Source organism: Mucilaginibacter sp. NFX135, from assembly GCF_048565145.1.
In the GTDB taxonomy this organism is placed as follows: domain Bacteria; phylum Bacteroidota; class Bacteroidia; order Sphingobacteriales; family Sphingobacteriaceae; genus Mucilaginibacter.
In genome coordinates, this window is sequence record NZ_CP183412.1 from 5,950,132 (window position 1) to 5,976,419 (window position 26,288).

Annotated in this window: 23 protein-coding genes; 8 read left to right on the plus strand and 15 right to left on the minus strand. The window is 42.1% G+C overall.

Features of this window, described 5'->3' with window-relative positions:
* Positions 1–253: 253 nt before the first annotated feature.
* The 6 genes from ACNURT_RS24870 to ACNURT_RS24895 form a co-directional block, all read right to left on the minus strand.
* Entirely contained in the window at positions 254–1,183 is a 930-nt protein-coding gene (locus tag ACNURT_RS24870; RefSeq protein WP_419699935.1) for a bifunctional riboflavin kinase/FAD synthetase, read from the minus strand.
* A 353-nt stretch (positions 1,184–1,536) separates the two neighbouring features.
* The gene (locus tag ACNURT_RS24875; RefSeq protein ID WP_419699936.1) at positions 1,537–1,842 is read right to left on the minus strand and encodes a GIY-YIG nuclease family protein; all 306 of its coding nucleotides are present in this window, start codon (positions 1,840–1,842) and stop codon (positions 1,537–1,539) included.
* Between the two features lie 238 nt (positions 1,843–2,080).
* On the minus strand, positions 2,081–2,803 hold the full coding sequence (truB, locus tag ACNURT_RS24880) for a tRNA pseudouridine(55) synthase TruB (protein WP_419699937.1): 723 nt from the start codon (positions 2,801–2,803) through the stop codon (positions 2,081–2,083).
* A gap of 145 nt (positions 2,804–2,948) precedes the next feature.
* The gene (locus tag ACNURT_RS24885; RefSeq protein ID WP_419699938.1) at positions 2,949–3,743 is read right to left on the minus strand and encodes an undecaprenyl-diphosphate phosphatase; all 795 of its coding nucleotides are present in this window, start codon (positions 3,741–3,743) and stop codon (positions 2,949–2,951) included.
* Between the two features lie 34 nt (positions 3,744–3,777).
* A complete protein-coding gene (locus tag ACNURT_RS24890; RefSeq protein ID WP_370997137.1) occupies positions 3,778–4,056 on the minus strand; it encodes a DUF3098 domain-containing protein in 279 nt (92 codons plus the stop codon).
* A gap of 87 nt (positions 4,057–4,143) precedes the next feature.
* Positions 4,144–5,022, minus strand: coding sequence for a cell division protein FtsX (locus ACNURT_RS24895; protein WP_370997136.1), 879 nt, complete (start codon positions 5,020–5,022; stop codon positions 4,144–4,146).
* Positions 5,023–5,271: 249 nt separating this feature from the next.
* Here ACNURT_RS24895 and ACNURT_RS24900 point away from each other — a divergent pair, with 249 nt between their 5' ends.
* On the plus strand, positions 5,272–5,505 hold the full coding sequence (locus tag ACNURT_RS24900) for a hypothetical protein (RefSeq protein WP_370997135.1): 234 nt from the start codon (positions 5,272–5,274) through the stop codon (positions 5,503–5,505).
* 113 nt (positions 5,506–5,618) lie between these two features.
* Here the strand turns inward: ACNURT_RS24900 and ACNURT_RS24905 are convergent, their stop codons facing one another.
* The 3 genes from ACNURT_RS24905 to ACNURT_RS24915 form a co-directional block, all read right to left on the minus strand.
* On the minus strand, positions 5,619–7,418 hold the full coding sequence (locus ACNURT_RS24905) for an ABC transporter ATP-binding protein (protein ID WP_419699939.1): 1,800 nt from the start codon (positions 7,416–7,418) through the stop codon (positions 5,619–5,621).
* A gap of 125 nt (positions 7,419–7,543) precedes the next feature.
* Positions 7,544–8,353, minus strand: a complete 810-nt coding sequence (truA, locus tag ACNURT_RS24910) for a tRNA pseudouridine(38-40) synthase TruA (protein WP_419699940.1) — start codon at positions 8,351–8,353, stop codon at positions 7,544–7,546.
* Positions 8,354–8,423: 70 nt separating this feature from the next.
* Positions 8,424–8,954, minus strand: coding sequence for a DUF892 family protein (locus ACNURT_RS24915; RefSeq protein ID WP_419699941.1), 531 nt, complete (start codon positions 8,952–8,954; stop codon positions 8,424–8,426).
* A 131-nt stretch (positions 8,955–9,085) separates the two neighbouring features.
* Here ACNURT_RS24915 and ACNURT_RS24920 point away from each other — a divergent pair, with 131 nt between their 5' ends.
* Positions 9,086–9,553: a DUF4293 domain-containing protein gene (locus tag ACNURT_RS24920; protein WP_419699942.1), complete on the plus strand. Its 468-nt coding sequence runs from the start codon at positions 9,086–9,088 to the stop codon at positions 9,551–9,553.
* A gap of 125 nt (positions 9,554–9,678) precedes the next feature.
* On the opposite strand, the gene ACNURT_RS24925 is transcribed toward ACNURT_RS24920, so the two are convergent.
* A complete protein-coding gene (locus ACNURT_RS24925) occupies positions 9,679–10,467 on the minus strand; it encodes a class I SAM-dependent methyltransferase (RefSeq protein WP_419699943.1) in 789 nt (262 codons plus the stop codon).
* Positions 10,468–10,685: 218 nt separating this feature from the next.
* Between ACNURT_RS24925 and ACNURT_RS24930 the strand changes: the two genes are divergently transcribed.
* Positions 10,686–12,533: a DEAD/DEAH box helicase gene (locus ACNURT_RS24930; RefSeq protein WP_419699944.1), complete on the plus strand. Its 1,848-nt coding sequence runs from the start codon at positions 10,686–10,688 to the stop codon at positions 12,531–12,533.
* A gap of 293 nt (positions 12,534–12,826) precedes the next feature.
* On the opposite strand, the gene ACNURT_RS24935 is transcribed toward ACNURT_RS24930, so the two are convergent.
* From ACNURT_RS24935 to ACNURT_RS24945, 3 genes are read right to left on the minus strand one after another with little or no spacing between them, the layout of a single operon-like run.
* Positions 12,827–13,153, minus strand: a complete 327-nt coding sequence (locus tag ACNURT_RS24935) for a hypothetical protein (protein WP_370997128.1) — start codon at positions 13,151–13,153, stop codon at positions 12,827–12,829.
* A gap of 38 nt (positions 13,154–13,191) precedes the next feature.
* The gene (locus ACNURT_RS24940) at positions 13,192–13,533 is read right to left on the minus strand and encodes a hypothetical protein (RefSeq protein WP_419699945.1); all 342 of its coding nucleotides are present in this window, start codon (positions 13,531–13,533) and stop codon (positions 13,192–13,194) included.
* A 40-nt stretch (positions 13,534–13,573) separates the two neighbouring features.
* Entirely contained in the window at positions 13,574–14,581 is a 1,008-nt protein-coding gene (locus ACNURT_RS24945; RefSeq protein ID WP_419699946.1) for an NAD(P)H-dependent glycerol-3-phosphate dehydrogenase, read from the minus strand.
* A gap of 578 nt (positions 14,582–15,159) precedes the next feature.
* On the opposite strand from ACNURT_RS24945, the gene ACNURT_RS24950 reads away from it, so the two are divergent.
* From ACNURT_RS24950 to ACNURT_RS24965, 4 genes are all read left to right on the plus strand, one after another.
* The gene (locus ACNURT_RS24950) at positions 15,160–16,353 is read left to right on the plus strand and encodes a hypothetical protein (RefSeq protein WP_419699947.1); all 1,194 of its coding nucleotides are present in this window, start codon (positions 15,160–15,162) and stop codon (positions 16,351–16,353) included.
* Positions 16,354–16,421: 68 nt separating this feature from the next.
* Positions 16,422–16,583 carry a FeoB-associated Cys-rich membrane protein gene (locus ACNURT_RS24955; protein WP_419699948.1) on the plus strand — a complete coding sequence of 54 codons (162 nt, stop codon included), beginning with the start codon at positions 16,422–16,424 and terminating at the stop codon, positions 16,581–16,583.
* A gap of 69 nt (positions 16,584–16,652) precedes the next feature.
* Positions 16,653–20,036 carry a glycosyltransferase gene (locus tag ACNURT_RS24960; RefSeq protein ID WP_419699949.1) on the plus strand — a complete coding sequence of 1,128 codons (3,384 nt, stop codon included), beginning with the start codon at positions 16,653–16,655 and terminating at the stop codon, positions 20,034–20,036.
* Between the two features lie 470 nt (positions 20,037–20,506).
* The gene (locus tag ACNURT_RS24965) at positions 20,507–22,417 is read left to right on the plus strand and encodes an alpha-L-fucosidase (RefSeq protein ID WP_419699950.1); all 1,911 of its coding nucleotides are present in this window, start codon (positions 20,507–20,509) and stop codon (positions 22,415–22,417) included.
* Positions 22,418–22,430: 13 nt separating this feature from the next.
* Here ACNURT_RS24965 and ispF read toward each other — a convergent pair whose 3' ends face one another.
* Both ispF and porV read right to left on the minus strand, forming a co-directional pair.
* Positions 22,431–22,913, minus strand: coding sequence for a 2-C-methyl-D-erythritol 2,4-cyclodiphosphate synthase (ispF, locus tag ACNURT_RS24970; protein ID WP_166091114.1), 483 nt, complete (start codon positions 22,911–22,913; stop codon positions 22,431–22,433).
* Complete coding sequence (gene porV, locus ACNURT_RS24975; protein ID WP_419699951.1) at positions 22,913–24,094, minus strand: type IX secretion system outer membrane channel protein PorV; 1,182 nt, start codon at positions 24,092–24,094, stop codon at positions 22,913–22,915. Before porV ends, ispF begins: the two co-directional genes overlap by 1 nt.
* A gap of 241 nt (positions 24,095–24,335) precedes the next feature.
* On the opposite strand from porV, the gene ACNURT_RS24980 reads away from it, so the two are divergent.
* Positions 24,336–26,000, plus strand: a complete 1,665-nt coding sequence (locus tag ACNURT_RS24980; protein ID WP_370997118.1) for an SUMF1/EgtB/PvdO family nonheme iron enzyme — start codon at positions 24,336–24,338, stop codon at positions 25,998–26,000.
* Positions 26,001–26,288 lie beyond the last annotated feature (288 nt).

A 26,288-nucleotide genomic window follows, 5' to 3' on the forward strand; every position in this document is an offset into this window, starting at 1 on the left:
GTACAAAAATGTTCATTAGTTCACTGGTTCATTAGTTCATTTGTGGGGGAAATCTCCTTAAAAACATCCCACTTGCAAATTTTGGCTGAAGCCTTTGGAACATTATCATTTAACCGTTGACTAAACCCAGGGAGCTATGAATACAGAAAAATAACTCAAAAAGTTGTTATCGGTATCCTATGATTGTCCACTTTAGAATGGATTTTTCCGAGTTAAGTTATTGCTAAGACTAATGAACCATTGAACAAGTGAACTAATGAGCTAACAACGCCAACACATCTTCCTTATCCCTTGCCAGCTGCACTTTAAGTTCATCAAGAGAGGCAAATTTAACGTCACCACGCACATAATGGTGAAACTCCATGCGGATAGCCTGATTATAGATCTCCTGATCGAAATCAAAAATATTCACCTCGATGTTCCGCGTAAGGCCATTAACCGTTGGCCGGCTTCCAATATAAGCCATGCCCTTATACGTATTGCCTGCAACGGTTACCGTTACGGCAAAAATACCGTCGGTCGGGATAAGCTTATATTTTTCTTCTACCACGATATTAGCTGTAGGATAACCCAATTGCCTGCCGATCTGGTCGCCGCGGATCACGGTACCGGTGATAAAGAATGGATAACCCAAGAAAGAATTGGCCAGGTCTATCTCCCCATTCAATAAGGCGTTACGGATGCGGGTAGAGCTGATGGCTACTTCGTTGATGTCCTGCTCGGGTATTTCTACTACATCAAAACCATAAACCGGACCAAGCTTTTGCAGATCTTCCAGGCCTCCCTGTCGATCTTTCCCGAAGCGGTGATCATAACCGATCACAATTTTTTTAGTGCCTATTTTATTCACCAGCACATCCCGGATATAACTCTCGGCGGTTTGGTTCGAAAAATCTCTTGAAAACGGGGTGATGATCAAATGGTCCACACCCAGATCTTCCATTAATTGTGCTTTTTCGGTAATAGTGGTGATCAGTTTCAGGCTTTCATCCTCCGGGTGCAGTATCATACGCGGATGCGGGAAGAAGGTCAGGATCACCGTTTCGCCACCAATACTATCCGCTATTTCCTTTATCCCCGATATAATTTTACGGTGACCGATGTGTACCCCATCAAAAGTACCGATGGTTACCACCGCGTTTTTTACCGCTGTAAATTCGTCAATATGATTGTAAACCCTCATGATATGCGTAAAAACACAAAGTTAATTTTTTGACCGTTAAGACTATAAAAGTCAATTATTTTGACGTTCGGATGTAATTGTTGGGTTGCCATATTTTTTAAAATACCACCCTGTCATTTCGAACGAGGTACGAGGAGAAATCTTTTGCGCGGGGCATATCTTGCGTAGAAGATTTCTTCCGCTAACATTAAAAACCCCAATGTCATTTCGAACGAGCAGAGGGATGGAAAGCGTAGTGGCGCGAGGAGAAATCTTTTACGCGGGACATGTCAATCGCAAAATATTTTTCACTTCGGTAGAAATGACAACGGTTTTTTTATTGAATTCAACTATTTATAATACATAAAATTCCATTACTCCCCACTTACTTCCTCATTCAGAAATATCCAGTTTGGATTTGTTGTCGCAATCAAAGCCTCTTTCTTTTCTCTCCTCCACTTTTTAATCTCTTTTTCCCTTTCAATAGCATGTTCAATGTGTGTAAAATGCTCGTAATAAACCAAGAGGTAGCAATAGTATTTACCGGTAAATGATCGCTTTGTGCCCTTGTTTTCTGTATGTTGAATAATTCTTACACTGATATCATTTGTAACACCAATATACAGTACTGTCCGATCAGGGTTAGTTGTAATGTAAACATAGTAGTTATGATTCCACATGTTTTAAATGTACAAATTTGGCCTGATTGTAAACGTGGCGCAAAAGATTTCTCCTCGCCCTGCCCTCTTTGCCCCGGCCGCTCGTTCGAAATGACAAGTCGGAGAAAAGAAATGTCATTTCGAACGAGGTACGAGGAGAAATCTTTTGCGCGGAACATATCAGTCGCAAAAGATTTTTCACTTCGTTCAAGAGATAGCTTCTCCCTCCGTTCGAAATGACAACAGCTTTTTATTAAATTTAAATCTCCGGTGCGCCATCGCTGGTCTTTAACTCCCTAATCATGGTTACCAATTCCATTACTTCCCAGGCATCCGCTACCTGGAAATTACCGCTGCGTGTACGCCTGAGTTTGGAAAGATAAGCCCCGTTATTGAGCGCAGCTCCAAAATCATTCACTAACGACCGGATATAAGTTCCCTTGCTGCACACCACTCTAAAATCAACTTCGGGCAGTTCAATCCGCGTCAGTTCAAACTCTGTGATGGTCACGCTGCGCAAACGCAGTTCCACCTCTTCGCCCCTGCGGGCTTTTTCGTACAGACGCTCGCCGTCAATTTTGATGGCCGAATGTGCCGGCGGATACTGTTGTATATCACCGGTAAACTGCCTGCAGTTATTACGCAGCTGCTCTTCGGTAAGTTGGCTAATGTCGAATTTATTGTCGGGCTCGGTTTCCATATCATAGGATGGCGTGGTGGCGCCCAATGTCATGGTACCAGTATATTCTTTTTCTTCGGCCTGGAAGGTGTCGATTTGTTTGGTCATTTTGCCAGTGCAGATGATTAGCAAACCGGTAGCCAGCGGATCGAGTGTACCAGCGTGGCCTACTTTGAGTTTAAGCGGCTTAAACGCGTTGCGGATCTTGCCCACCACGTCAAAGCTTGTCCATTTGTAGGGCTTATTAACCAGCAGTAGCTGTCCTTCGGCAAACTCCTGTATATGCGTATATGTTTTCTTCAATGAGTGCTATTAAAGCGGCAAAGGTAGGGAAATAGTCTGAATGTGGATTTCAGTTTCTGAACCATGATTTATAGGATAAAGGGACTAAAGGATAAATCATGATAATCCTCAAATCCTATAGATCATGGTTCAGACAAAGATAACTTTACAATATCTGCAAAGGATGCCCGCTCAAAATTAAACCGATAATAACAGCGCCCACAACAATACGGTACCAGCCAAATATCATAAAACCCTTACGTTCTAAAAAAGTAATAAATGTTTTGATAGCCAGCATAGCTACTATAAACGCGATCACATTACCTATGGCCAGCAGTTTAATTTCTTCGCCGGTAAATATGTGGCCTTCTTTATGAAAATCATACAGCTTTTTGGCGGTTGCTGCAAACATGGTAGGTACGGCTAAAAAGAAAGAGAACTCCGCTGCCGCGGTACGGGTTAGTTTTTGCGACATCCCACCAACAATAGTTGCTGCCGAGCGCGAAGTACCAGGAATCATGGCCAGACACTGAAAAAAACCGATTTTAAGGGCTGTCAAATAGCTGATATCTTTTTCGGCTTTTACGGTTGGTTTGTTGAACCATTTATCTACAAACAGTAATATGATACCACCTACAAATAAAGTAATGCCCACGGTTAGCGCGCTCTCCAGCAGGGCATCAATCTTTTTGCTAAACAACACCCCAAATACGGCTGCGGGTATAAAGGCCACCAATAACTTAATGTAAAAATTAATCGACTGCAAAAATCTTTTATAGTATAAAACTACCACCGATAATATGGCGCCAAGCTGTATAGCAATGGTAAAAAGCTTAACAAAGGGATCGGCAGCTATGCCCATTACTGATGACGCAATGATCATATGTCCGGTTGATGATACGGGCAGAAACTCTGTTATCCCTTCAATTATAGCCAGGACAATAACGTGAATGATGTTCATTAGGGGTAGATTAGGATTGGATCAGCTATGGTAATTAATTGGTTGCCGGCTTTTTTAATATAGCGAAAAAGCCAAGAGCAAATCCTGCTAATACTACAATGGGCGCTATTACGATTTTGGTAGTACTGTAAATATCAGTTGTGCCTGCCATTAATACAAAGCCAAAAGCTACAACAGCAACGCTGATGATGAGCCATCTGTAATTGCTTTTATCAAATATGAATTGTACCGGTTCGGTACCTGTTGCTTTTGATGCCGGCTTAGCTGCCTGTGTTGTTTTTACAGTCGAAACTGGTTTAACTGGTTGTGCCATATCTTTTTAATGACTGAATTAGTGAGTTATTGAATTAGTGAATTTTCGCGACCTGATGGTTTTGAATTTTGACTTTTTAATTTTGAATTACCTATACAGGTCGTATATTTTTAAACGTAAAAATTTATTAACTGCCAAAAACGTACTGAAGCCCGATATAAAGATGCCCAGGCCAATCACTCCTAAAAATACAATACCAAATTCGGTGTAATTTTGGAGGAAAACCAGGTCTGGAATATTTCTGTAAGCTACATACAGTGTACCCACCAGTAAAATAATAGCGATCAATCCACCCAAAAGGCCGTGCCATATACCATACAGCAAAAACGGCTTGCGGATAAAGCTTTTGGTAGCTCCAACCAACTGCATGGATTTGATTAGGAAACGTTGTGAATAAATAGCCAAACGGATTGTGTTATTGATCAGCGCTACAGATAATACAACAAATATACCTGCAAAAATAAGGATGATCAAACTGATGGAAGTTACGTTTTGGTTCATTTGGTCGACCAAGGATTGCTGGTATTTAACCTCTTTGATCAGCGGGTTTTTCAACAACTCGGCTTTGAACTTTTCAATATCCTTGTTATTGGTATAATCTGCCTTCAGATAAACATCGATAGATTGCGACAGGGGGTTATAACCCAGAAATTTCACAAAATCTTCGCCCAGGTCTTTTTGCAGGTTACGCGCAGCCAGTTCTTTACTTACATATTGGGTTTGCTTTACCATCACATTGCTTTCCAGTTGCTTTTGCAGCTGTAGTACATCGGTTTCATGCGCGGCATCATCAACAAAAATGTTCAACACTATATTTTCTTTTACATAGCGTGATATATTATTGGCATATACCAAAAACAGGCCTAACAACCCTATCATTAACAATACCATAGCAATACCGAATACGGTTGATATGTATATGGTTTTTGTCTTTTTTGCTGATGCGCTTGCTTCAAATTCTTCCATATGTGAGATCTGAGACGCGAGATATGAGATATGAGACAAAGACAGCTAATTCTTGAAGCTCATCTAACATCTCATACCACATATCTCACATCTATGTATTTGTGCGAAATTAACAAACCTGCATTAAAGGTAAAAGTTTATTAGTTATAAATATGGTTTATTAACCGGTTATACCCATAGTTTTAACATTTATTAACGTCTGCAACTTACAAATTAAACAAAAACCTTGCTCCTGTTGTTCCATTTAGTATGACAAAGCCAGCAAATTCACCCAACAAACCTTCGCCTTCTGATACACCATCTAAAAGACCGAACGATAATGGCGGTAAAAGCAAAGTACGCAAGGAAGACAAGCGATATCACGCCGATAAGCCACATGGCGGTAACATTGCCAAAAAGCACGAGAAAGAAGAACAGCCCGTTGAACCGATAAAAAATCCACCAAAGGAAAAGGGAATGGAAAAAGGCAAGGTACAACCGTAATCAAGTCTTAAGTTTAAGGTTTTAAGTCATCAGTTGCTTGCTAAGCCCTCTACTCTATGAATAGGGTAAAACAGAGCGAAGTCGGCTTTATACTAAAAGCTAAGACTCAGAACTCATCTCGCTATTCCAGCCGAATTAAACTGCAGATCATACAGCTTACGGTAGTGGCCGTTCTCAATTTTAAGAAGCTCCTGATGGGTACCACTTTCCATGATCTCTCCATGGTCAAGCACTATAATACGGTCGGCGTTTTGTATGGTAGACAAGCGATGGGCTATCACAATAGCTGTACGCCCTTGCATGAGTTTATTGATGGCATTCTGGATCAGCATTTCAGTTTCGGTATCAACGGATGAAGTAGCCTCGTCCAAAACCAATATAGCAGGATTATATACCAATGCTCTGATAAATGAGATCAGCTGCGATTGCCCTGCCGATAGCGTAGAGCCTCTTTCCATTACATTATAATCGTATCCCCCAGGCAAGCGTTCTATAAACTCATGCGCCCCAACATCTTTTGCCGCGGCTATGATCTGCTCTCGGGTAATGGATTGATTATTCAGACTGATGTTATTAGCAATGGTATCGGTAAATAAAAACACATCCTGTATCACAGTAGCAATCTGTGAGCGTAAAAACTCTACCTGGTAATCGCGAATATCATGCCCGTCAACTTTTACACTGCCTGCCCCTATCTCGTAAAAACGGTTCAGGATATTGATAGTTGATGATTTACCCGCACCGGTGGCACCTACCAGCGCCAGCGTTTCGCCAGGCTTAATATGAAAATTGATGTCCTTTAAAACCCAGTTCTCGTCGTTATAGGCAAACCATACTTTGCTAAACTCGATGTCGCCCCGTAATCTGCCGGTACTGATCTGGCCGGTATCTATGGCAACCTCATCGGTATCCAATACCTTAAATATCCTGTCGGCACCAACCATACCCATTTGCAGGGTGTTAAATTTATCGGCCAGTTGACGGATCGGCCTGAACAACATATTGAGCAACACAATAAAGCCCGTAATAACACCAGGAGTAATACCGCCCGGCCTTGCCGAAATAGCGGACAGCTGATTATCAGATAACATCCTTTTACAACCGTACCATACCAGCAGGCCCATACAAATGGCAAACAAAATTTCGACCACCGGGAAAAATATGGAGTAATACCAGTTGGAGCGAATGTTGGCGTCGCGATATTTCAGGTTAACTTCCTTAAACTTCCGCATCTCCTGGTCTTCACGGGCAAACAGTTGAATGATGCCGATACCCGAAATATGTTCGGCCAAAAAAGTATTCAACCGGGCTACCTGTGTACGCACATCCTGGAATGATGATTTAATGGCTTCTTTAAAAACATAGGTTGATGCAAACAGAAAGGGCATCGGGATCAGCGTGATGAAGGCCAGTTTCCAGTCTTCATATAACATAAAGCCGATCACCGCGAATACCAGCAGCATATCGCCCATGATCGAGATCAACCCTTCGGAAAAAATATCGGCAATGGTTTCCAGATCAGATACCGTACGGGTAATGAGCATACCAATAGGCGTACGATCAAAATATTTAAGGCGCAAACTTGTAATATGGTTAAAAATATCAATCCGCAAATCGCGGATAACGGATTGCCCCAGGGCATTGGTTAAATAGGTTTGATAATACTGGGCAATGGTTAGTACAATGAGCTGGGTTATCATCAACCCCACCATAAAAAGTAAACCATCGTAATTATCATTCAAAATGTCCTTATCTAACGTTCGTTGTATGAGGATTGGTTGCAGCAATGCGCCAGCCGCCAGGAAAATGGTTAAAAATGCCGAAATTACAAACGTGCTGTTATACGGCTTTACATAGTGCATTACCCGTTTTAACAATTTCCAATCAAGCGCTTTTCCGGTTACCTCAGACATAGTATCAAGTAGTTAGTATCAAGTATCAAGACTTTAGCTTAGCAAATATCGAATAAAAAATAGATCAATAGTGTTTGAAGATTGCAACATGGTAGTTATAAGACAAAGTATCGTGATACTTGATACTAACTACTTGATACTAAAAACGAATATTTTACCTCCGTTAAATATAAGCCGCATGCCGGCACGCTGGTACCGGCATTTGAGCGGTTTTTACTTTCAATAATGGCACGCACGGCTTCGGGTTCTATTTCGTGCTTGCCAACCATTATCAGGGTGCCCACAATAGCCCGTACCATGTTACGCAAAAATCTATCAGCCGAAATATGGAAAACAATGCCCTGCTCTGTTTTTACCCATTCGGCCCGGGTTATTTTACAATTATTGGTTTTAACCTGAGTATTCGACTTACTGAAACAGCTAAAATCGGTATACTCTATAATAATAGCAGCCGCCTGGTTCATCAGCACCATATCGGGCACATCACGAACCATCCAGGAATAACCATGTAAAAACGGATCTTTATGAAAATGGATATGATACTGATAAGACCGCTGCGTAGCATCAAAACGTGCATGTGCATTGTTATGAACCGGGATGATATTTTTTATGGCGATATCAGGCGGAAGAAGTGAATTGAGGCCGCGAAGTTGATGGTTTATGGTTGATGGTTCATTGCCTCCTATCTTTTTACTATGATCTACGGTCCATGATCCATGATCTTCATCCACATCAAAATGGGCAAAAAACTCGCGGGCATGTACACCCGTATCCGTGCGACCACAGCCGGTAGTTTCAATGGGTTGGCGCAAAATAGTAGCCAGGGCATTATTTAATAGCTCTTGTACACTCACAGCATTTTGCTGTATCTGCCAGCCGTGGTAATGGGTACCATCATAAGCCAGTTCAATAAAATAACGTTGTTTAGCGGTCACGCGGCAAAGTTACTAATATGCCGGGGAAGGGTGTTCATTATTTCGTCATAAGGATTGATGAGGCAGCTGATCAGGAAGCCGGCTCACTGATATATTCTTTGTAAATAGATTCAAACATGATCTTATCTTCCAAAGCCTGGTTAAATGGCTTATCCAGAAAAGTGTTGCTGTATCCTATAGCTTTAGCCAGATTCCGCAATACTTTAAAATAAGTTACTTCAATACCTTCTATTAACTGTAGATAAAAAACAATAAAAACATCGCGCTCCATGGGAGTTTTGCCCGCTTTAATGGCCGATATATAAGCCTCTAACGTCATGGCTTTCATACCCAGAACACTGATTTTTGACTGATCTTCATTAATGGAATTAAATATACTATCCAAATGCTGTAATTGATCCAGGGCATCATCGCAACATTCCTTTATCGCGTTCTTTAAAAACTTCAATGTTGCCAGCTCTTGAATTTCATCAAAAAACTGTATCAGGTGTTGCTTGCCGCAATAAATACTGTTCAAATGCTCCAGAAATATCTTTTTCAAATGCGCATCATCAAATTTTACTTCCTGGGGCGATAGGTTGTTAACTGGAGGTTTGGTCATCTCAACAAATAATTAAGAAAATAATTATAAATATAATGCATTAGTTATCATAAAAAGAAAATTAACCGCACAATAAAATGCCATAAGGCAACCATTAAAACATTTATATTTGCCTTTATAATTTTAATATCATGCTGCAACGTATTCAAAGCATTTACCTATTATTTGCGAGCCTTGTGCTGTTCGCGCTTTTCTTTTTTCCTTTAGCTCATAACGTTTATGTTTCCGGCAAACCGGTGAGCATTATGGTTACAGGCATATTTCAGGATGTAAATGGCGCCCAGCAAAGCACAGAATCTTTCACAGCACTTACTGCAATAACCGCCATAGTAGCTCTGCTGCCCCTGGTAATTATATTTTTATACAAAAACCGCAAACAGCAAATAGCCATTTGCTATAGCGCCATACTGGTACTAATTGGTTATAGTTTTTGGATGGCCCAAACCGTTAAAAAAGCAATAGGCAGCGTACAGCTTGATACGCATACCATGGGCATAGGCATATTCCTTACCTCGTTAAGTATTGTATTGCTGATACTGGCTGCTAAAAGTATCCAGCGCGACGAAAAACTGGTAAAATCTGCAGACAGACTGAGATAATTTTGGACTAAGGATTTTTGGGAACAAGGATTTTTGGAGCAAGGAGCAAGGATTTTTTTGTCCTTAATCTAAAAATCCTTACTCTTTGTTCCTTCTATCTTTAATCTAAGACTCCTTGCTCTCCATTACGAATAGTCAAAGCTTCCTTTTTTGAATGGCAGTTTAAAAAATGCTGTTACCACATTGGCTATATGCTTTAAGCGGTATCTCAGATTCTTTTTAACTTTTGCCATACCATGTGCCTCCAGGTTCATCGGCGGAGTTTTGATGGTTCCGGTTTGTGATGATGTGGGCTGTGGTGTTGGGCGTTTTTCCACTACTACAATCGAATCATAATAATGTACCGAATTTACCGAACGTGTGAAGGAGCTAACCGGCAATGATCTTTCGACCGAATGGTAAGCATTTAATTGGTCAATGAAGTTTTTTGAGTATTCAATAAAGCTACCGCGTCTTTTATGTCCGCCTCCATATTTTAGCCAGTAAGAAGTGTGTACATCCTCGCACAGATATACACCATCGGGTTTAACATGATCAAAAAGCTCTTCGTATGATACAATTTGCTGTAACATGGTATGTCCGCCATCGTCAATTAAAATATCGATCGGTGGAATCTCCTTCTTCACTTGTCTTAAAAATTGACGGTCTGTTTGTGAACCTATCAGCACTTTAATATTTTCTTCCTCAACCGCTTTACAGGCCGGGTTAATATCCATGCCGTAAATTTTTGCTTTATCGCCAAAATAGTTTTTCCACATCTGCAAGCTACCGCCATGCAGGGTTCCTATTTCCAAAATCACAATATCTTTGCCGCGGTACTTACTAAAATGCCGTTCATAAACATCAAAGTAATGGGCCCATTTATATATTACCCGCTTATTATTATTATTAAAATATAACTCCAGATCGTTCATTTCAGCTTAATTAACGGCTTTAAACCTACATAAAAAAAATTGACTGACAAATTGAAATTCAATTAGTAAGCCACTCCATTATGCCATTGCTATCTAACTCTCAAATTATCAAAAAGTTACCATATTTTTAAAAATTCGACGAGCTATTGTTTTTAAAAAATATAAACTCTATCTTTGCGCCCGATTTGGCGATGTTGCCAAATTCGTTATTTAAATTCATGAACCCATTTATTCAACTGGGAATCCGTCATGATATTGTTAATGCCATCTCTGAGTTAGGGTTTGAAAACCCAACGCCAATCCAGGAACAGTCAATTCCGGTATTGTTAACAGGCAGCAACGATTTTGTCGGATTAGCCCAAACCGGGACCGGTAAGACTGCTGCCTTTGGCCTACCATTATTAGAGCTGTTGGATTTCGAAGAAAATCATCCACAGGCACTTGTTTTATGCCCCACACGTGAACTTTGTTTACAGATCACGAACGACATTAAAAATTACGCCAAGCAAATGAACAACGTACACGTTGTTGCTGTGTATGGTGGTGCAAGTATTTCTGATCAGTTACGCCAGATTAAACGCGGTGTACAGATCGTTGTGGCCACACCTGGCCGTATGCTTGATATCATCAATCGCAAGGCGATAGATTTTTCGCAGGTAAAATTCGTAGTATTGGATGAAGCTGATGAAATGCTCAATATGGGCTTTCAGGAAGACATTGATAATATCTTATCTACCACGCCCGACGAGAAAAAAACCTGGCTGTTTTCAGCCACTATGCCTGCCGAAGTTAGGCGGATCGCCAAAAAATACATGGAGAATCCGTTTGAGCTTACCATGGGCACCAAAAACACTGGCAATGCCAACATTGAGCACGAGTACTATATAGTACGTGCCCGTGATAAGTATGCCGCGTTTAAACGCATTGTTGATTTTAACCCCGATATTTTTGGTATCGTTTTTTGCCGTACCAAGATCGAGACCCAGGACATTGCAGAAGCGCTGATCAAAGACGGTTACAATGCCGATTCTTTACACGGCGACCTGTCACAACAACAACGTGATAAGGTAATGAAACGCTATCGTGAGCGTAACCTGCAGTTATTAATAGCTACAGACGTTGCCGCCCGTGGTATCGACGTTAATGATGTTACCCACGTAATTAACTATTCGTTACCAGACGAGATCGAGAACTATACTCACCGTAGCGGTCGTACAGCCCGTGCCGGTAAAACAGGTGTATCTATCTCTATCGTTAACGGTAAAGAGTTAGGCAAAATACGCCAGATTGAGCGTGTAATTGGTAAAAAGTTTTCAAAAGCCGAGATCCCTACAGGTTTTGACGTTTGCGAAAAACAATTGTTCTCCATTGTACATAAAGTACATAACGTTACCGTTAACGAGGAACAGATTGAACAATACCTGCCACGTATCATCGAAGAGTTTAAAGATATCAGCAAAGAGGATTTTATCAAACGTTTTGCTTCTATCGAGTTTAACCGATTCCTGGATTATTACAAAAACGCCCCAGACTTGAACGCGAGCGTTGAAGAAGGCCGTATCCGCGAGGATCGTGGCGAACGCGCTCCGGGTGGCAAATCAGCTTACACCCGTTTATTTATAAACTTAGGTTCTGTTGATGAATTTAACCGCGGCGATTTGCTGGGTTACATCTGCAACACTACCAAAATAAGCGGTCGTACTGTAGGTAAAATTGATGTAAAAGGCGTTTATTCATTTTTCGAAGTTCCGCATGAGGATGTAGAAAAAGTAATGACCGCTTATAAAGAAATAGAATATAAAGGACGCCCGGTTAGGATAGAAATATCTGGCGAAGGTACCAGTGATAATCGCAGCAGCGGCGGTGGATACCGTGGCGGTGGCGAACGTCGGGAAGGTGGCTATCGTGGTGGCGAGCGCCGTGAGGGCGGTGGTGGTTACCGTGGTGGCGAACGTCGTGAAGGCGGTGGTTACCGTGGTGGTGACAGAAACGGTTCTGGCGGTGGTTTCCGTGATTTCTCTGGAAAACCCCGCGAGGAGCGTCCGGAACGTCGCAGAAGATTCTAATTTAAAGAGTCAAGAGATCAGAATCAAGAGTCAAGACACTGACCTGTTATTTTATATAGCGAAGCTTGTCTTGATTCTTGACTCTTACTTCTTGATTCTAAAAAGAAAATAGTTTTTCATGGCTTCTCTGGTAAAGAAGCATTAGTTTTAGTTTAGTTTTGTTAACAAAGCCTTCAGCCGCACCAGCAGCATGAAGGCTTTTGTTTTTAAGGTAAGAATCGAGCCGATATCTGAAACAAGGCAAAAACTATATTTTTTTTCTTGTATCTTGATTCTTATCTCTTGCCTCTTCTTTAACGGCTAAACTCAACCACGTCAGAGTCTGGGTAAAACAGGGTGAGCTTATGATCATCCAGGTTTTTGATCAGGAATTTGGTAAACGGCCTGCTGCCCTGGTACGATGTAAAAATGGTATCATTCGTTACAAAATAGTCTTCCGTAACAGGTTTACCATCGTCCATCGTAAATCCTTTATCAGTTATTTCAAGCTTGGTTTCACCATCTTTTGATTGCCATTTGCCTACCAGTTTTTTGTTAACCGGGTGCTCAGGAGCGCGGTTACAGGCAAAAATCAATAGCATCAATCCAACTGCCGGGATCAATAAAGCTTTGTGTTTCATATTTAATTTTTATACCCTGTGCTACTTTGCCTGGTTTGTTATTTTTTCTCAACAGGTTTATCTTTCAATTTGGCTTTGCTAACATAAACATGTTTCCCTTTTTTATTCACATAAAAGTAGTGAGAGTTTTTGTCAATGTAAATGGTTTGCCCACCTGGTCCCACTTTGTCGGCATATTTTTTATCAGCTACACCCGCTGCACCTTTGGATGCAATTTCGGCTGTTTTATGCCCAACTGATGTAGCAACTTTACCTGTTTTGTCACCAACTTTTTTAAAGAAGCTGGTATCCTTTTTTGTTTTTGTTTTAGTTTGTGAAAAGGCTGGTGATATTACAAATGTACACACAGCAAGTAACGCGATTTTGAATAGATTTTTCATAAGGAACGGTAATTAAGTTTATTACTAATATAAGAAATAATCAACTCAATTTTTCGGCCAAGTTCTTCATTTCCAATGCGGGGGGGCTTTTCCGATATAAAACGGCATAAACGGCATCACATATAGGCATATCTACATTGTATTGTTTATTCACCTCATGTAGGCAATTTACTGCATAATATCCTTCAGCTATCATATTCATCTCTAACTGTGCCGATGTTACCGTATATCCTTTACCTATCATGTTGCCAAAAGTTCGGTTACGGCTAAATTGCGAATAAGCAGTAACCAGCAGATCGCCCAGATACGCCGATTCCTTGATATCCCTGTTGATGGGATGTACCACGTCAACAAAGCGCTCCAACTCACGTATGGCGTTAGATATGAGCACCGCCTGAAAATTATCGCCATAACCCACGCCATGACAAATGCCACTGGCAATGGCATAAACATTTTTTAAAACAGCACCATACTCGGTGCCATATATATCATCGGATACGATAGTTTTGATGTAACGGGTGTTGATCATCCCTGCAAACTCAGCGGCCAGTTCAGTATCGCCTGACGCGATGGTGAGGTATGACAGTTTTTCAAGGGCTACTTCTTCCGCGTGGCAAGGGCCGCTGATCACCATAAAATCATCAAACGAAATACCCATCTTTTGATTCAAAAAGTCGCCAATGATCAGGTTTTCATCAGGCACAATTCCTTTTATGGCCGATACTATTTTTTTCCCGGCCAGGTCGGCAGGTGTTATTCCGGTTAAGGCGTCTTTTAAAAATGCTGCCGGTACATTGAGCAAAATAATATCTGCATGCTGTATGATCTCTTTCAGGTTAACCGAGATGTTTTGCCTGGGCAATTTAATTTCAACCGAACTTAAATAATGTGGATTATGCCCAAATTTATGCAGATGCTCAACCGCCTGTACATTCCGCATCCACCAAAAAATTTCCTTTTCTGTAGTATTATCAGCCAGCATTTTAATATTGGCTGTAGCCCAGCTCCCTCCGCCAACAACCGCGATCTTCTTTTTATTTTTTTGCATTAAATAGTATTGCCAGGTTTAATTGACAAAGCAAATTAATGAAAAATTGAGGGAAAAGGAGAAAGGATTTTTGGTGAATGGAGCAAAGAGCAAGGACTTTTAGAGCAAGGATTAAAGACTTTTGGAGTAAAGGTGGGTTTAACCATAATCCCTCAACGGGCGGGCCATCTTCTTACAAAGTGGGTTTACATGGTTTACACTTTTTATGGTTAAAATTTATTTATATAATTGATAATCAAATTTCATTTTGCCAGAAAATAGTGTAAACCCACATTTTGTTATAATATAACTTTGGCAAACCGGTATGTCAGCGACCGACTCACCCCGCCTACGCTTCGCTGGGCGACCCTCTCTGCGGCTACGCCGCAAAGAGGGTAAAAACTTTCTAAACCCTCTTTACCGCTTGCGGTAGAGAGGGTGGTCGAGCGAAGCAACGACCGGGTGAGTCCATTATTAAAGCGAGGCTTGTCGAACTTATTTTATCAAGGTTGCTTCCTCCTTATTCCTCCCAATCCTTGTTCCAAAAATCTTTGTTCCTTGCTCCTTAAATAGTTAAGTTTGTTTTATACCCTATATCTATGGATCCATCAGCCAGAGCAATTTTTAACCAGCATTTTACGACAGAAAAGTATGGGACCTTTTTAAGCCGCCTTAATGATGGCTTGCGCAATCCTGTACTTTTTCGCGTGGCCGAAACACCAGTTTTCCTGACCGATGATTTTCGCGATAAACTGGTAGCCGCTGGCGAGGGCATAATGGATACCATTTTGCAACCCGAGTTTAAGGAGCTTACAGAACGTTCCATCCCCCATAAATGGCGTTTGCCCAATGAAAATGATCATCCGCATTTCATCGCCCTTGATTTTGGGGTTTGTAAGGATGCGGATGGCAGCATAGTGCCCAAGCTGATCGAACTGCAGGGCTTCCCCTCCTTGTATGGTTTCCAGGTTCATTTGGGTAATACTTACCGTCAGGTTTTCGATATCGATACTGATAAAACCATCTACTTTAGCGGACTTAACGAGCAATCCTATCTTGATTTACTAAGAAAAACCATCCTCGGTCCCTATCGGCCCGATGAGGTGGTATTAATGGATGTGAACGCTCCCGAACAAAAAACTTCGGTCGACTTTTATATCACCCAGCGATACCTGGGCATTCCTGTTATTTCGCTGAGTGACCTGCAGCAACAGGGCGATCAGCTCTTTTATGAGGCAAATGGCGAAAAAAAACGCATCAAGCGTATTTACAACCGGCTCATATTTGATGAGATTGACAGTGATGACCATACCTTTGACAAGGTAGTTGACATACGCCAGCCGCTTGATGTGGAGTGGATAACACACCCCAACTGGTTTTACCGCATCAGTAAGTTTACCATGCCTTACCTGCATGGCGATTATATTCCCAAAACACAATTTTTACACGAGATAACTCAAATACCTGCCGACCTGGAGAATTATGTACTTAAACCCCTGTTTTCCTTTGCGGGACAGGGCGTGATCATTGATGTAACTATTGATGACATCAAAAACATTACTGATCCCGAAAACTGGATATTACAGCAAAAGGTAAATTATGAACCGGTGGTACAGGCTCCGGATGGTGGCGTAAAGGCCGAGATACGCCTGCTGTATTTATGGCCAGATGGTGATGCTAAACCCACACTGGCCATTAATTTGGCCAGATTAAGCCGCGGAAAAATGATAGGTGTACGCTATAACAAGGATTTTGACTGGGTAGGCGGAACAATTGCCTTTATGCAGCGTTAAACTTTATACTAACCGGAACGTCTATACGTATAATAGGGTATATATTAAAAATGTAGTATTTTTGTGACATGAATATTCAAACCATTATAGTAATTATTCTTTTTGCCGGCGCAATTTTTTACATCGGTCGTATGATGTATAAGAGTATAACCGCAAAAAAGGGATGTGGTGGTAATTGTAAATGTGGGGTTGATTTTTCAGGTATCGAACCAGGGAAAACGCATAAATAAATCAACAATACCATTCATAAAATCTTCATTTGTAACCCGTACTTTTAAATTTAGAAGTAAACTCACTTAATGTCTTCAAATAAGCAAGTTTTTCAAGCCGATTCGCCAGGTAGATGGAATAAATTCAAGTGGCTCAGCCGCATACTTCTTGCAGTACTCGTTATTGGGATAATAGCCGTTATAGTTACCATTAAATCTACCTATTACCCTGATCTGCCAAACCTGAACCCGGCACCAAAAAAAATGTCGAAAGAAGAACTTGACCAGTTAAAAAGGTCAACCAAGTTCAAGTACTTCAATATACAAAAATCCGAGATTGAGGCCATGGAGCGAACCCGGCGTTTGCACCAGCTTAAACACCCCAATAATAAAGACCGCATTAACGCGGCCTTTTACCTGGCCTGGGATCCGCAGGCCTATAATTCACTGATCACCAATCTGGGTCACCTGGATATGGTTGTAAGCGAAGGTTTTTCTATAGCTCCCAAAGTTGATACCGTAATTACTAAAATTGATACCGGGCTTACCCGTATTAATAAAAAGTTTAATAAACCGGTGCTCATCATGCTATCCAACTACGTTAATTATAACAACGTAAGCGGTGGTTTTGATACTAAAGATGTTGAGCGGATCATCAAAAGCAAAAAACTCCGTACCGGTTTTATTAACAGTGTTATCCACAGCCTTACCAAAAATAAGTTCCAGGGTATTAATGTTGATTTTAATGAAATTAAAGACCGCAATAGCAAAGAGTACCTTACTTTTTTACAGGAGCTTTATAAAGCATTGCACGCTAAAAACTTCCTGGTAACCCAGAATGTAATTGCCGATGATGAAGCTTATGATTTGAAGAAGTTACAGCATTATAACGACTTTTTGTTTGTGATGGCTATTGATGAGCATTATGATGCCACTAATGCCGGCGACCTGTCAAACCAGCATTGGGTTGAACAGATACTGGATGACGTTTGCAGCCAGATACCCAGCGAAAAGGTTATTTTAACTTTTGCCGCGGGTGGATATGACTGGCCCGAAAAGAGTGTTGGCCACGCCATAGGTTACCAGCAAGCCATCAGTACCGCGCAGGAAAAACAAAGCAAGATCATTTTTGATCCCCTGTCTGCCAACCTGCACTTTAATTATGTGGACCAGGATAGTCTTGACCATACCATTTACTTTACCGATGCCGCCACCAATTTTAATGTGATCCGCATGGCCGATGATTGGGCTACCGGCGGTGTGGCCTTATGGCGTCTGGGGTCTGAGGATCCGCGTTTATGGTCATATTTCCAAAAAAATCTTTCGATCGATTCTTTAAGAAAAACAGGCATCGATCTGAAAAAATTAACCACAGTAGGCTTAAATAACCGCGTCAATGTTGACTATGACGGAGAAGGGGAAGTACTTGACTTGATCACCTCTCCTACTACCGGTCAAATAGATGTAAAACTGGATACCAGCAACTTTACCATAACCAATCAACAGTATATTAAACTGCCTACCAAATATGTGATACGCCGTTACGGCTATGCACCCAAAAAAGTAGTTTTAACTTTTGATGACGGCCCCGATCCGGATTTTACGCCGCGTATTTTGGATATCCTCAAAAAAGAAAATGTACCTGCGGCCTTCTTTGTTGTAGGCGCTATGGCCGAAAAGAACATGCAGTTAGTACGGCGCGAGTATGAGGAGGGTTATGAAATTGGCAACCATACCTTCTTCCATCCTGATATTTCAACCATCAGTCTTGACCGTGTTATTTTAGAGCTTAACTCCACCCGTAAGCTCATTGAATCTATAACCGGGCGAAGCACCATCCTGTTCAGACCGCCATTTAATGCCGATGCTGAGCCGCAAACGCTGGCCGAGGTTATCCCGGTTGCAGAAAGCCGCAGGCAAAGTTATATCACCATTGGCGAATCTATTGACCCCTGGGATTGGCAACCAGGTGTAACAGCCGACAGTATTATTGCCCGCACCATCAGGCAAAAAGACAACGGATCAATGATATTGCTGCATGATGCCGGTGGCGATACCCGCGAAGAAACGGTAAAAGCATTGCCCGAAATTATTCATTTCTTTAAATCGCACGGTTACCAGTTTACTACCATTGCCGATGTGCTGGGCAAAACCAAAGCCGATTTGATGCCGCCTATTCCAAACGATCCGCACACCGGTATTTTTGGGCCGGTATATGATGCCGCGGTGCATGGTTATTACTATATCAACTGGGTACTCATTTATATATTCCTATCGGCTATTTTCCTGGCTATTGGTCGTATTGTTTTAATTGGCGTACTCGCTGTAAGACAGCATGGTGAAAATAAAAAGATGGTAAAGGCACGTGGCGACAATTTCCCATTACCACCAGTGAGCATTATTGTGCCGGCCTATAATGAAGAGGTAAATGCCGTTGCTACGATACAAAGCTTACTAAAAACTGAATATCCCTCATTCGAGATCATTTTTGTGGATGACGGATCAAAGGATAAAACATTCGAAGTGGTTAATTCTGCCTATGCCGGCAATCCGCTGGTGAAAATATTAACCAAGCCCAATGGAGGTAAAGCATCGGCCCTTAACTATGGCATTACTCATGCCCAAAGCGATTATGTAGTTTGTATTGATGCTGATACACAGCTAAAAACAGATGCTATTTATCATTTAATGACCTACTTTACTGATGAAGAGATAGGCGCGGTTGCAGGTACTGTAAAAGTAGGTAACGAAACCAATATCATTACCCGCTGGCAATCCATAGAGTATATTACAGCTCAAAATATGGATCGTCGGGCATTTGATCTCATTAACAGTATTACAGTGGTACCCGGTGCCATTGGGGCATTCCGCAAATCAGCTATCTTTAAAGCAGGCGGCTTTACCTATGATACCCTTGCCGAGGATTGCGACCTCACCATGCGCATATTAAAACAAGGGTATATAGTAAAAAATTGCGCCGATGCGATTGCCTATACCGAAGCGCCCGAAACGGTAAGTATGTTATTGAAACAGCGTTTCCGCTGGAGCTTTGGCGTAATACAAAGCTTCTGGAAAAACCGCGACGCGCTGTTTAACAAAAAATATAAGTTTTTCGGAATGGTAGGTATGCCCAACATTCTAATCTTCCAGATCATATTGCCGCTGTTTTCGCCACTGGCCGATCTGATGATGATATTTGCTCTTTTTGGCGCCAAGCCCGAGAAAATGCTGTTCTACTATGTAGCCTTTGTTTTGATCGATTTTATTGTGGGCATCATCGCCTTCCGTATGGAAAAAGAGGATTACCGCAAACTCATTTACATTATCCCACAACGCTTTATGTGGCGCCAGCTGATGTATTATGTGTTATTTAAATCTATCAGAAAAGCGCTGAAAGGTGAGCTTAGCGGCTGGGGTGTACTTAAACGTACGGGTAACGTAAAGGTGGAGAAAGAAAAGGAAAATCAGGTTTAAAAGTATATTGGGAAAAGCCCCCTCCTTTGGAGAGGAACAGCCCATGAAAAGGCATAAAGCGAAAATTAAGCATCTATCGACTCACCCCGACGTCGCTGCGCTCGTCACCCCTCTCTCCGCTTCGCGCATAGAGGGGATTTTTAATTCTTTTTTTCTTTACCCTCTTTGCGGCAAGCCGCAGAGAGGGTGGTCCAGCGAAGCGTAGACCGGGTGAGTCGGCTATGCGACTTGTTTTTAACCTTGTAAGTTTAAACTCTGCCTTTTTATGGGCTATTATTCTTTGGAGAGGGTTGGATGAAGCTCTTACTTTGCTCTTCCCAATGACGCCTCAGTTAAAGTTATTACTGCCATACGATCATACAAATAACCCAAAGCAGGTCATCATGTCAATTGAGTGTATACATATGCTCAATTCCGCCATTAAATACGTTAAAAATTAAACGATATTGGTCGGTACCAATTTTTAACCGATGACCAGTAAGACACCTGCAATAGCCCATTCATGGCTCTCATACTTGTTGATTTTATGTTTTAGTATATCTGCGTTAACAACCACAGCGCAGGATAAAGGCGATGAGGATAAAACCATGGCCAACCAGGTTAAAACACGTGATCAAAAAGCTATCGACGAGGCTATGCACAGCTGGTGGCCTGCATCCATGAAAACCCTGGATGCCCGTTTAAACTGGTGGCGCAATGCCCGTTTTGGAATGTTTATACATTGGGGTATATACTCCTTACCAGCCGGGGAGTGGGATGGCAAAAATACCGGCGGTTATGCCGAACACCTGATGCGTAAGGCAAAAATACCACGTTCAGCCTACCTGGAACTGGCACACCGGTTTAATCCTGTAAAATTTAATGCCGATAAATGGGTACAGGCCGCCAAATATGCGGGTATGCGGTATCTGATTATTACGGCCAAACACCATGATGGTTTTGCCATGTACAATTCGCAGGTATCCAACTACAACGTGGTTAAACAAACCGCCTGGAAACACGACCCTATGATTGATCTGGCAGCAGCATGTAAAAAATACGGTATTAAGTTCGGCTTTTATTATTCGCATGCTTTTGACTGGGAGCATCCTGACGCACCGGGCAACGATTGGGATTACCAAAACCCGGGAGGCGATCTGAACTTGTTTGGCGGGCGCGATTGGTATGATGTGCACCCGGAGTTATTACCTAAAGCGGTTAATTATGTAAATAAAAAGGCCATCCCTCAGATAAAAGAACTCATCACCAAATATCATCCGGATATATTGTGGTTTGATACCCCGCAAAAACTACCGCTATCAGAAAACATCCGCATTCTGAAAGCTATCCGTGAAACCGACCCTAATATTGTGGTGAACGGACGACTGGCACGGGGCAGTGGCAATTTACAGATGGGTGACTATAAAAATACCGGCGATCGCCCTGCCGAGTTTTTCCCGGCCACCGGCGACTGGGAAGCCATCCCTACAACCAATGAATCATACGGTTATTCGAAATTTGATAAGAGCCATAAACCTGTTAGTTTTTTTATCCGCTTATTAGCCAAAGCAGCATCGCGCGGAGGTAACCTGCTGATGAATATAGGTCCCATGGGCAATGGAGAATTTGCGCCTGAGGATACGGCCATTTTACAGGGTATAGGCCGGTGGATGAACAAAAACTCAGCAAGTATCTATCAAACTACTAAAACCCCGTTACCTTATCAAAGCTGGGGCGTATCAACAAGAAAAAACAACCTGCTTTATCTGCATGTATTTAACTGGCCCCAAAATGGCAAATTAATAATTGGCGGTTTAAAAAGTAACGTTAATAAAGTGTGGCAGCTGGCTGATAAAAAAGAGTTAAAGTTTACCCGGATCGATCCGCTTAATATGGCTATCCATTTACCTGCTCAAGCGCCTGATACCAGTAACACGGTTTTGGTAATGGAAACCTCCGGACCAATAGAAACCGATACTTTGCGCCTATTGGCAAGCCATGAAACAACCAATCGTTTATTGGCATTTGACGCGCGCCTGGAAGGTAAAGGCTTTGGTTTTGGGGATGGAAAAACCAGCAGCTATTATGTAGATGGCTGGAAAAACATCCATCAATCCGTAAACTGGGACTTCAGATTAATTGAACCGGCAACTTATAAGGTACTCTTAAAATACGTGGCAGATACTGTTGATGAAGGTTCCTATGAGTTAAGTATTGGCCATTTTAAAGTAAAAGACAGCATTGAGGCCCTACCCAAAGGCTCACAGGTTAAAGAACATTCATTAGGTACAGTAACCCTTGAACCGGGCACACATAGTTTAACCATTGCACCGGTTGCAATAAAGGGGGCCGGTTTAATGAAAATATTAGAGGTAGAGCTAATACCAGTGAGCGCGCCTTAAATAGATATAAGTGCTAATCGCGTTCAATAAGGCAAACCGCGTAAGCTACTACCCCTTCTTCGCGACCAATAAAGCCCATTTGTTCGTTAGTAGTTGCTTTAATGGATATATCCTCTTCACTGATGGACGCGGCTTCGGCTATATAGGTTTTCATGGCCGGTATATGCGGGTTTATCTTGGGGGCTTCCAGGCATACCATGGCATCAATATTACCAATACTGAAACCCTTTTCTTTAATCAGCGCTACCACATGCTGTAACAGCACCAGACTACTGATCCCTTTCCAGCGGTTATCTGTATTAGAGAAATGAAAACCGATATCGCGTAAGTTCGCGGCACCCAACAGGGCATCGCAAATAGCGTGTAACAATACGTCAGCATCTGAATGACCATAAGCACCGGAATGGTGCTCTAATTTTACGCCGCCTAAAACAAATGGATGCTGTTCTTTTAACTGGTGTACATCAAACCCAAAACCTACTTTTATCTTACCCATTATCTTTTGCCCACATTTGATATGCCACCAAAATTTGCCGACAAGGTAAAGCGCAGCGTATTTGCCAAAGGACTATTTTGCTGGCTGGCTGCCAGATATGAAAAATCGAAATTGAAAATATTATACCTCATACCTAAACCCAGGGTAAGGTAGTGCCTGTCGCCCTTATCCGGGTTTTCATAAAAATACCCGGCCCTAACCGCAAATTGATGATTATACCAGTACTCAACACCCGGAGAAAAGCTAATTTCTTTCAACTCTTCGCTAAAACCACCAGGAGCATCGCCAAATGACTGGAAGATACCAGCTGGTACAGATACATCGTCGTCATGCCCTTTGATGATATTTCCATTCACATCACGTATGGGTGGTGTAGGCACCAATAACTTATTAATATCAAAAGTGGCGGTAAGCTCATTGGTTTCATCCAGCTCCCAGGTATTGGCTACACCCAGTTTTAAATTGGTTGGTAAAAAGTACTTCGGTCCCACATCACTGTAACCTATTTTTGTACCAATGTTGGATATATGCGCGCCAAAGGCAAAAAGATTAGCGCTGCCGTATGGCTTTTTATAATATAACGACACATCTGCAGCAATCGCGTTACCTGGTTTGTTAACCTGGCCTGATCCCTGAGCAAAGGATATACTTGATATGCTTGAGCGTATATACCGAAGTGTTAATCCCAATGAAAGGTTCTCACCAAATTTACGGGCGAATGAACCATCTATCGAAAATTCGTTAGGCGTATAAGTACCCTGGTCATTTGACTGGTCATCCGTTAATTGTACCGAGCCGTAATTAAAATAACGCAGAGACGCCCCTATAGTATTACGATCATTTAACTTATGTGCATAGCTCAGGTATGAAAGGCTGATATCCGGTACCAAATGCCTTAACCAGGGGCTATAAGATAATGAAAGCGCATCATTACTCTCCAGAAATGCGAGCTTAGATGGATTCCAGAAATTGGCGTTAACATCTGGCGAAATGGCCACGCCGGCATCACCCATAGCGCCTGAGCGCGAATCCGGAGATATATTTAAGAAAGGTACCTGCACAGGTATCGCCCTGATATTGCTGCCATCGGTACTTGTACCGGTTGGGGCTTGTGCAATAGCCGAAACCGGCAGCAAAAAGAGCACGGAATAAACAAAATAACGAAAGGTAGAAAACTTCATTAGGTGCAATTTAGCTTTTATAATTTAATTCATATACAGGTACGCCCAAAATTCACTCAGCATTTTTAAAGAACTATTGCAATAATTGCTCCATCAAAAAAAGCAAACCGGTGCAACTAATTTCAACAAATTTTCGTTCAAATGCCTGATAATAGTTTGAATTATTTTGAATAATGGTTGATGCGCTGTAGCATTATATCCATTTTTTTCTAAATTTACCCTATAATATAACCGTAAAAATATGAAAATACTTTTTACTAAAACTGCTTTCGTGCTGTTGGCTGTAAGTGCCGTGGTAAGCAGCTGCAGTAAACAACACGAAACTTCGCAAAAAACCGGGATCACCTATAACGATAAAAACAATGGTGGTTATGTGCGGTTCAGGCAAACCCATCCCTCACCAGGGCCGGGTCTGGTACCCATTGAAGGCGGTACTTTTGTGATGGGTGGCAGCGCTGACCAGGATGTTGCTTACGACTATAATAATGTGAAGCGCAGAGTAACGGTCCCATCTTTTTACATGGATGAAACCGAGGTATCTAACCAGGATTGGCTCGATTATCTGCATTGGACGGCTATCACTTTTCCGAATGACAGGGAGTTATATTATGATGCTTTGCCCGATACCCTGGTATGGCGCAAGCCCTTATCGTACAATGAACCTTATGTAGATAACTATCTGCGTCACCCGGCGTTTCAGGATTATCCTGTAGTGGGTGTAACCTGGGATCAGGCGCAGGACTATTGCCAATGGCGTACCGACCGCACTAACGAGAATATCTTACGTGAATCAGGCCGCATGGTAGCCTGGAAGGATTTGAATGGCGGCAAAAACGGGCAACCGGCTGCATCAGCAGAACCTTACAATAACGACATGTACCTTAACGGTCAGCAAAGAGGACCTGGTTTTGACGGAAAGAAAATGATGCCAGACCTAAGTCCTAATGCACAGGCCGGCACAGGCAAAAACGGCAAACCGGTAAGGCCTGTACGTATGGAAGATGGTATACTAAAACAAGGTTACCGCCTGCCTTCGGAAGCTGAATGGGAATACGCTGCATTGGCTTTGGCAGGTAACACCCAGTTTGAAAATATCGACGACGGTAAAATGTACCCATGGAATGGCCTAGGTGTACGCTCTGCCAAGAGTAAAACCCGGGGTTTAATAATGGCCAACTTTAAACGTGGTGCCGGCGATAACGCAGGTGTTGGCGGCTACCTGAATGACAAGGCCGATATCACCGCGCCTGTACGTTCATATGCACCAAACGATTTTGGTTTGTACAACATGGCCGGTAACGTAAACGAGTGGGTTGCCGATACCTATCGCCAAACCTCATTTGAAGAGTTTGATGATTTTAACCCCTTCCGTGGTAACGAATACACCAATAAACGTTTAGCCGATCCATCAAAAGGCCTGTACGCTAAGGACAAATACGGTCGCCCGATCAAAGATCCGGCAAAAGCCAATAGAAAATTAAAATACAGTGAGCTTTTAGCCTTACAAGGCCAACGCCCTGATTCAACCAATGCAACACAGGCGGCCCCGGTTGCTAATGGAAGTGTGGCTGCTGCTAACGCGGCGAGTGCTAATGCACAATTAGCTGTCCGCAATTCAGGTAAAGCATTCAACCCCGATCTAAGAGGCGATAAAGACACCGTTAACCTGGCCTTGTACGGAAATACTACGTTGGTTAACAATCGGTCAAAAGTTTACAAGGGCGGTTCCTGGAATGATATGGCTTATTGGTTAAATCCGGCTACCCGTCGTTTTATGGATCAGGACGAAGCCAGTGCCGAAGTTGGTTTCCGCTGTGCGATGACTCTGGTTGGCGCACCTGAAATTTATCCTACCGGCAAACCGCATTACGGCGTTAAAAAAGCAAAAGCTTTTAAATCAAGATAAATTATTCAACTACTCATAAAGAAAGCCTTTTGGATAACCAAAAGGCTTTCTTTATTTATGCCTGCATGGTAAAACATCGAAATGGAGATTGTTAAGTGCTATCCTTACCTAACAGCAGACGCAGTATTCAACACTTATCATAGTGACTTTATTATAGCCAGAAGGAAATAACGATAACATCAGGACCTTGTAATAGCCCGCTTTGCCTAACGCCTGTATCTAAGTAATAAAAGTTTAATGCGTCAACTCGCTTATACAAAAAGCCCCGGCTTTGGTGTAAGGCCGGGG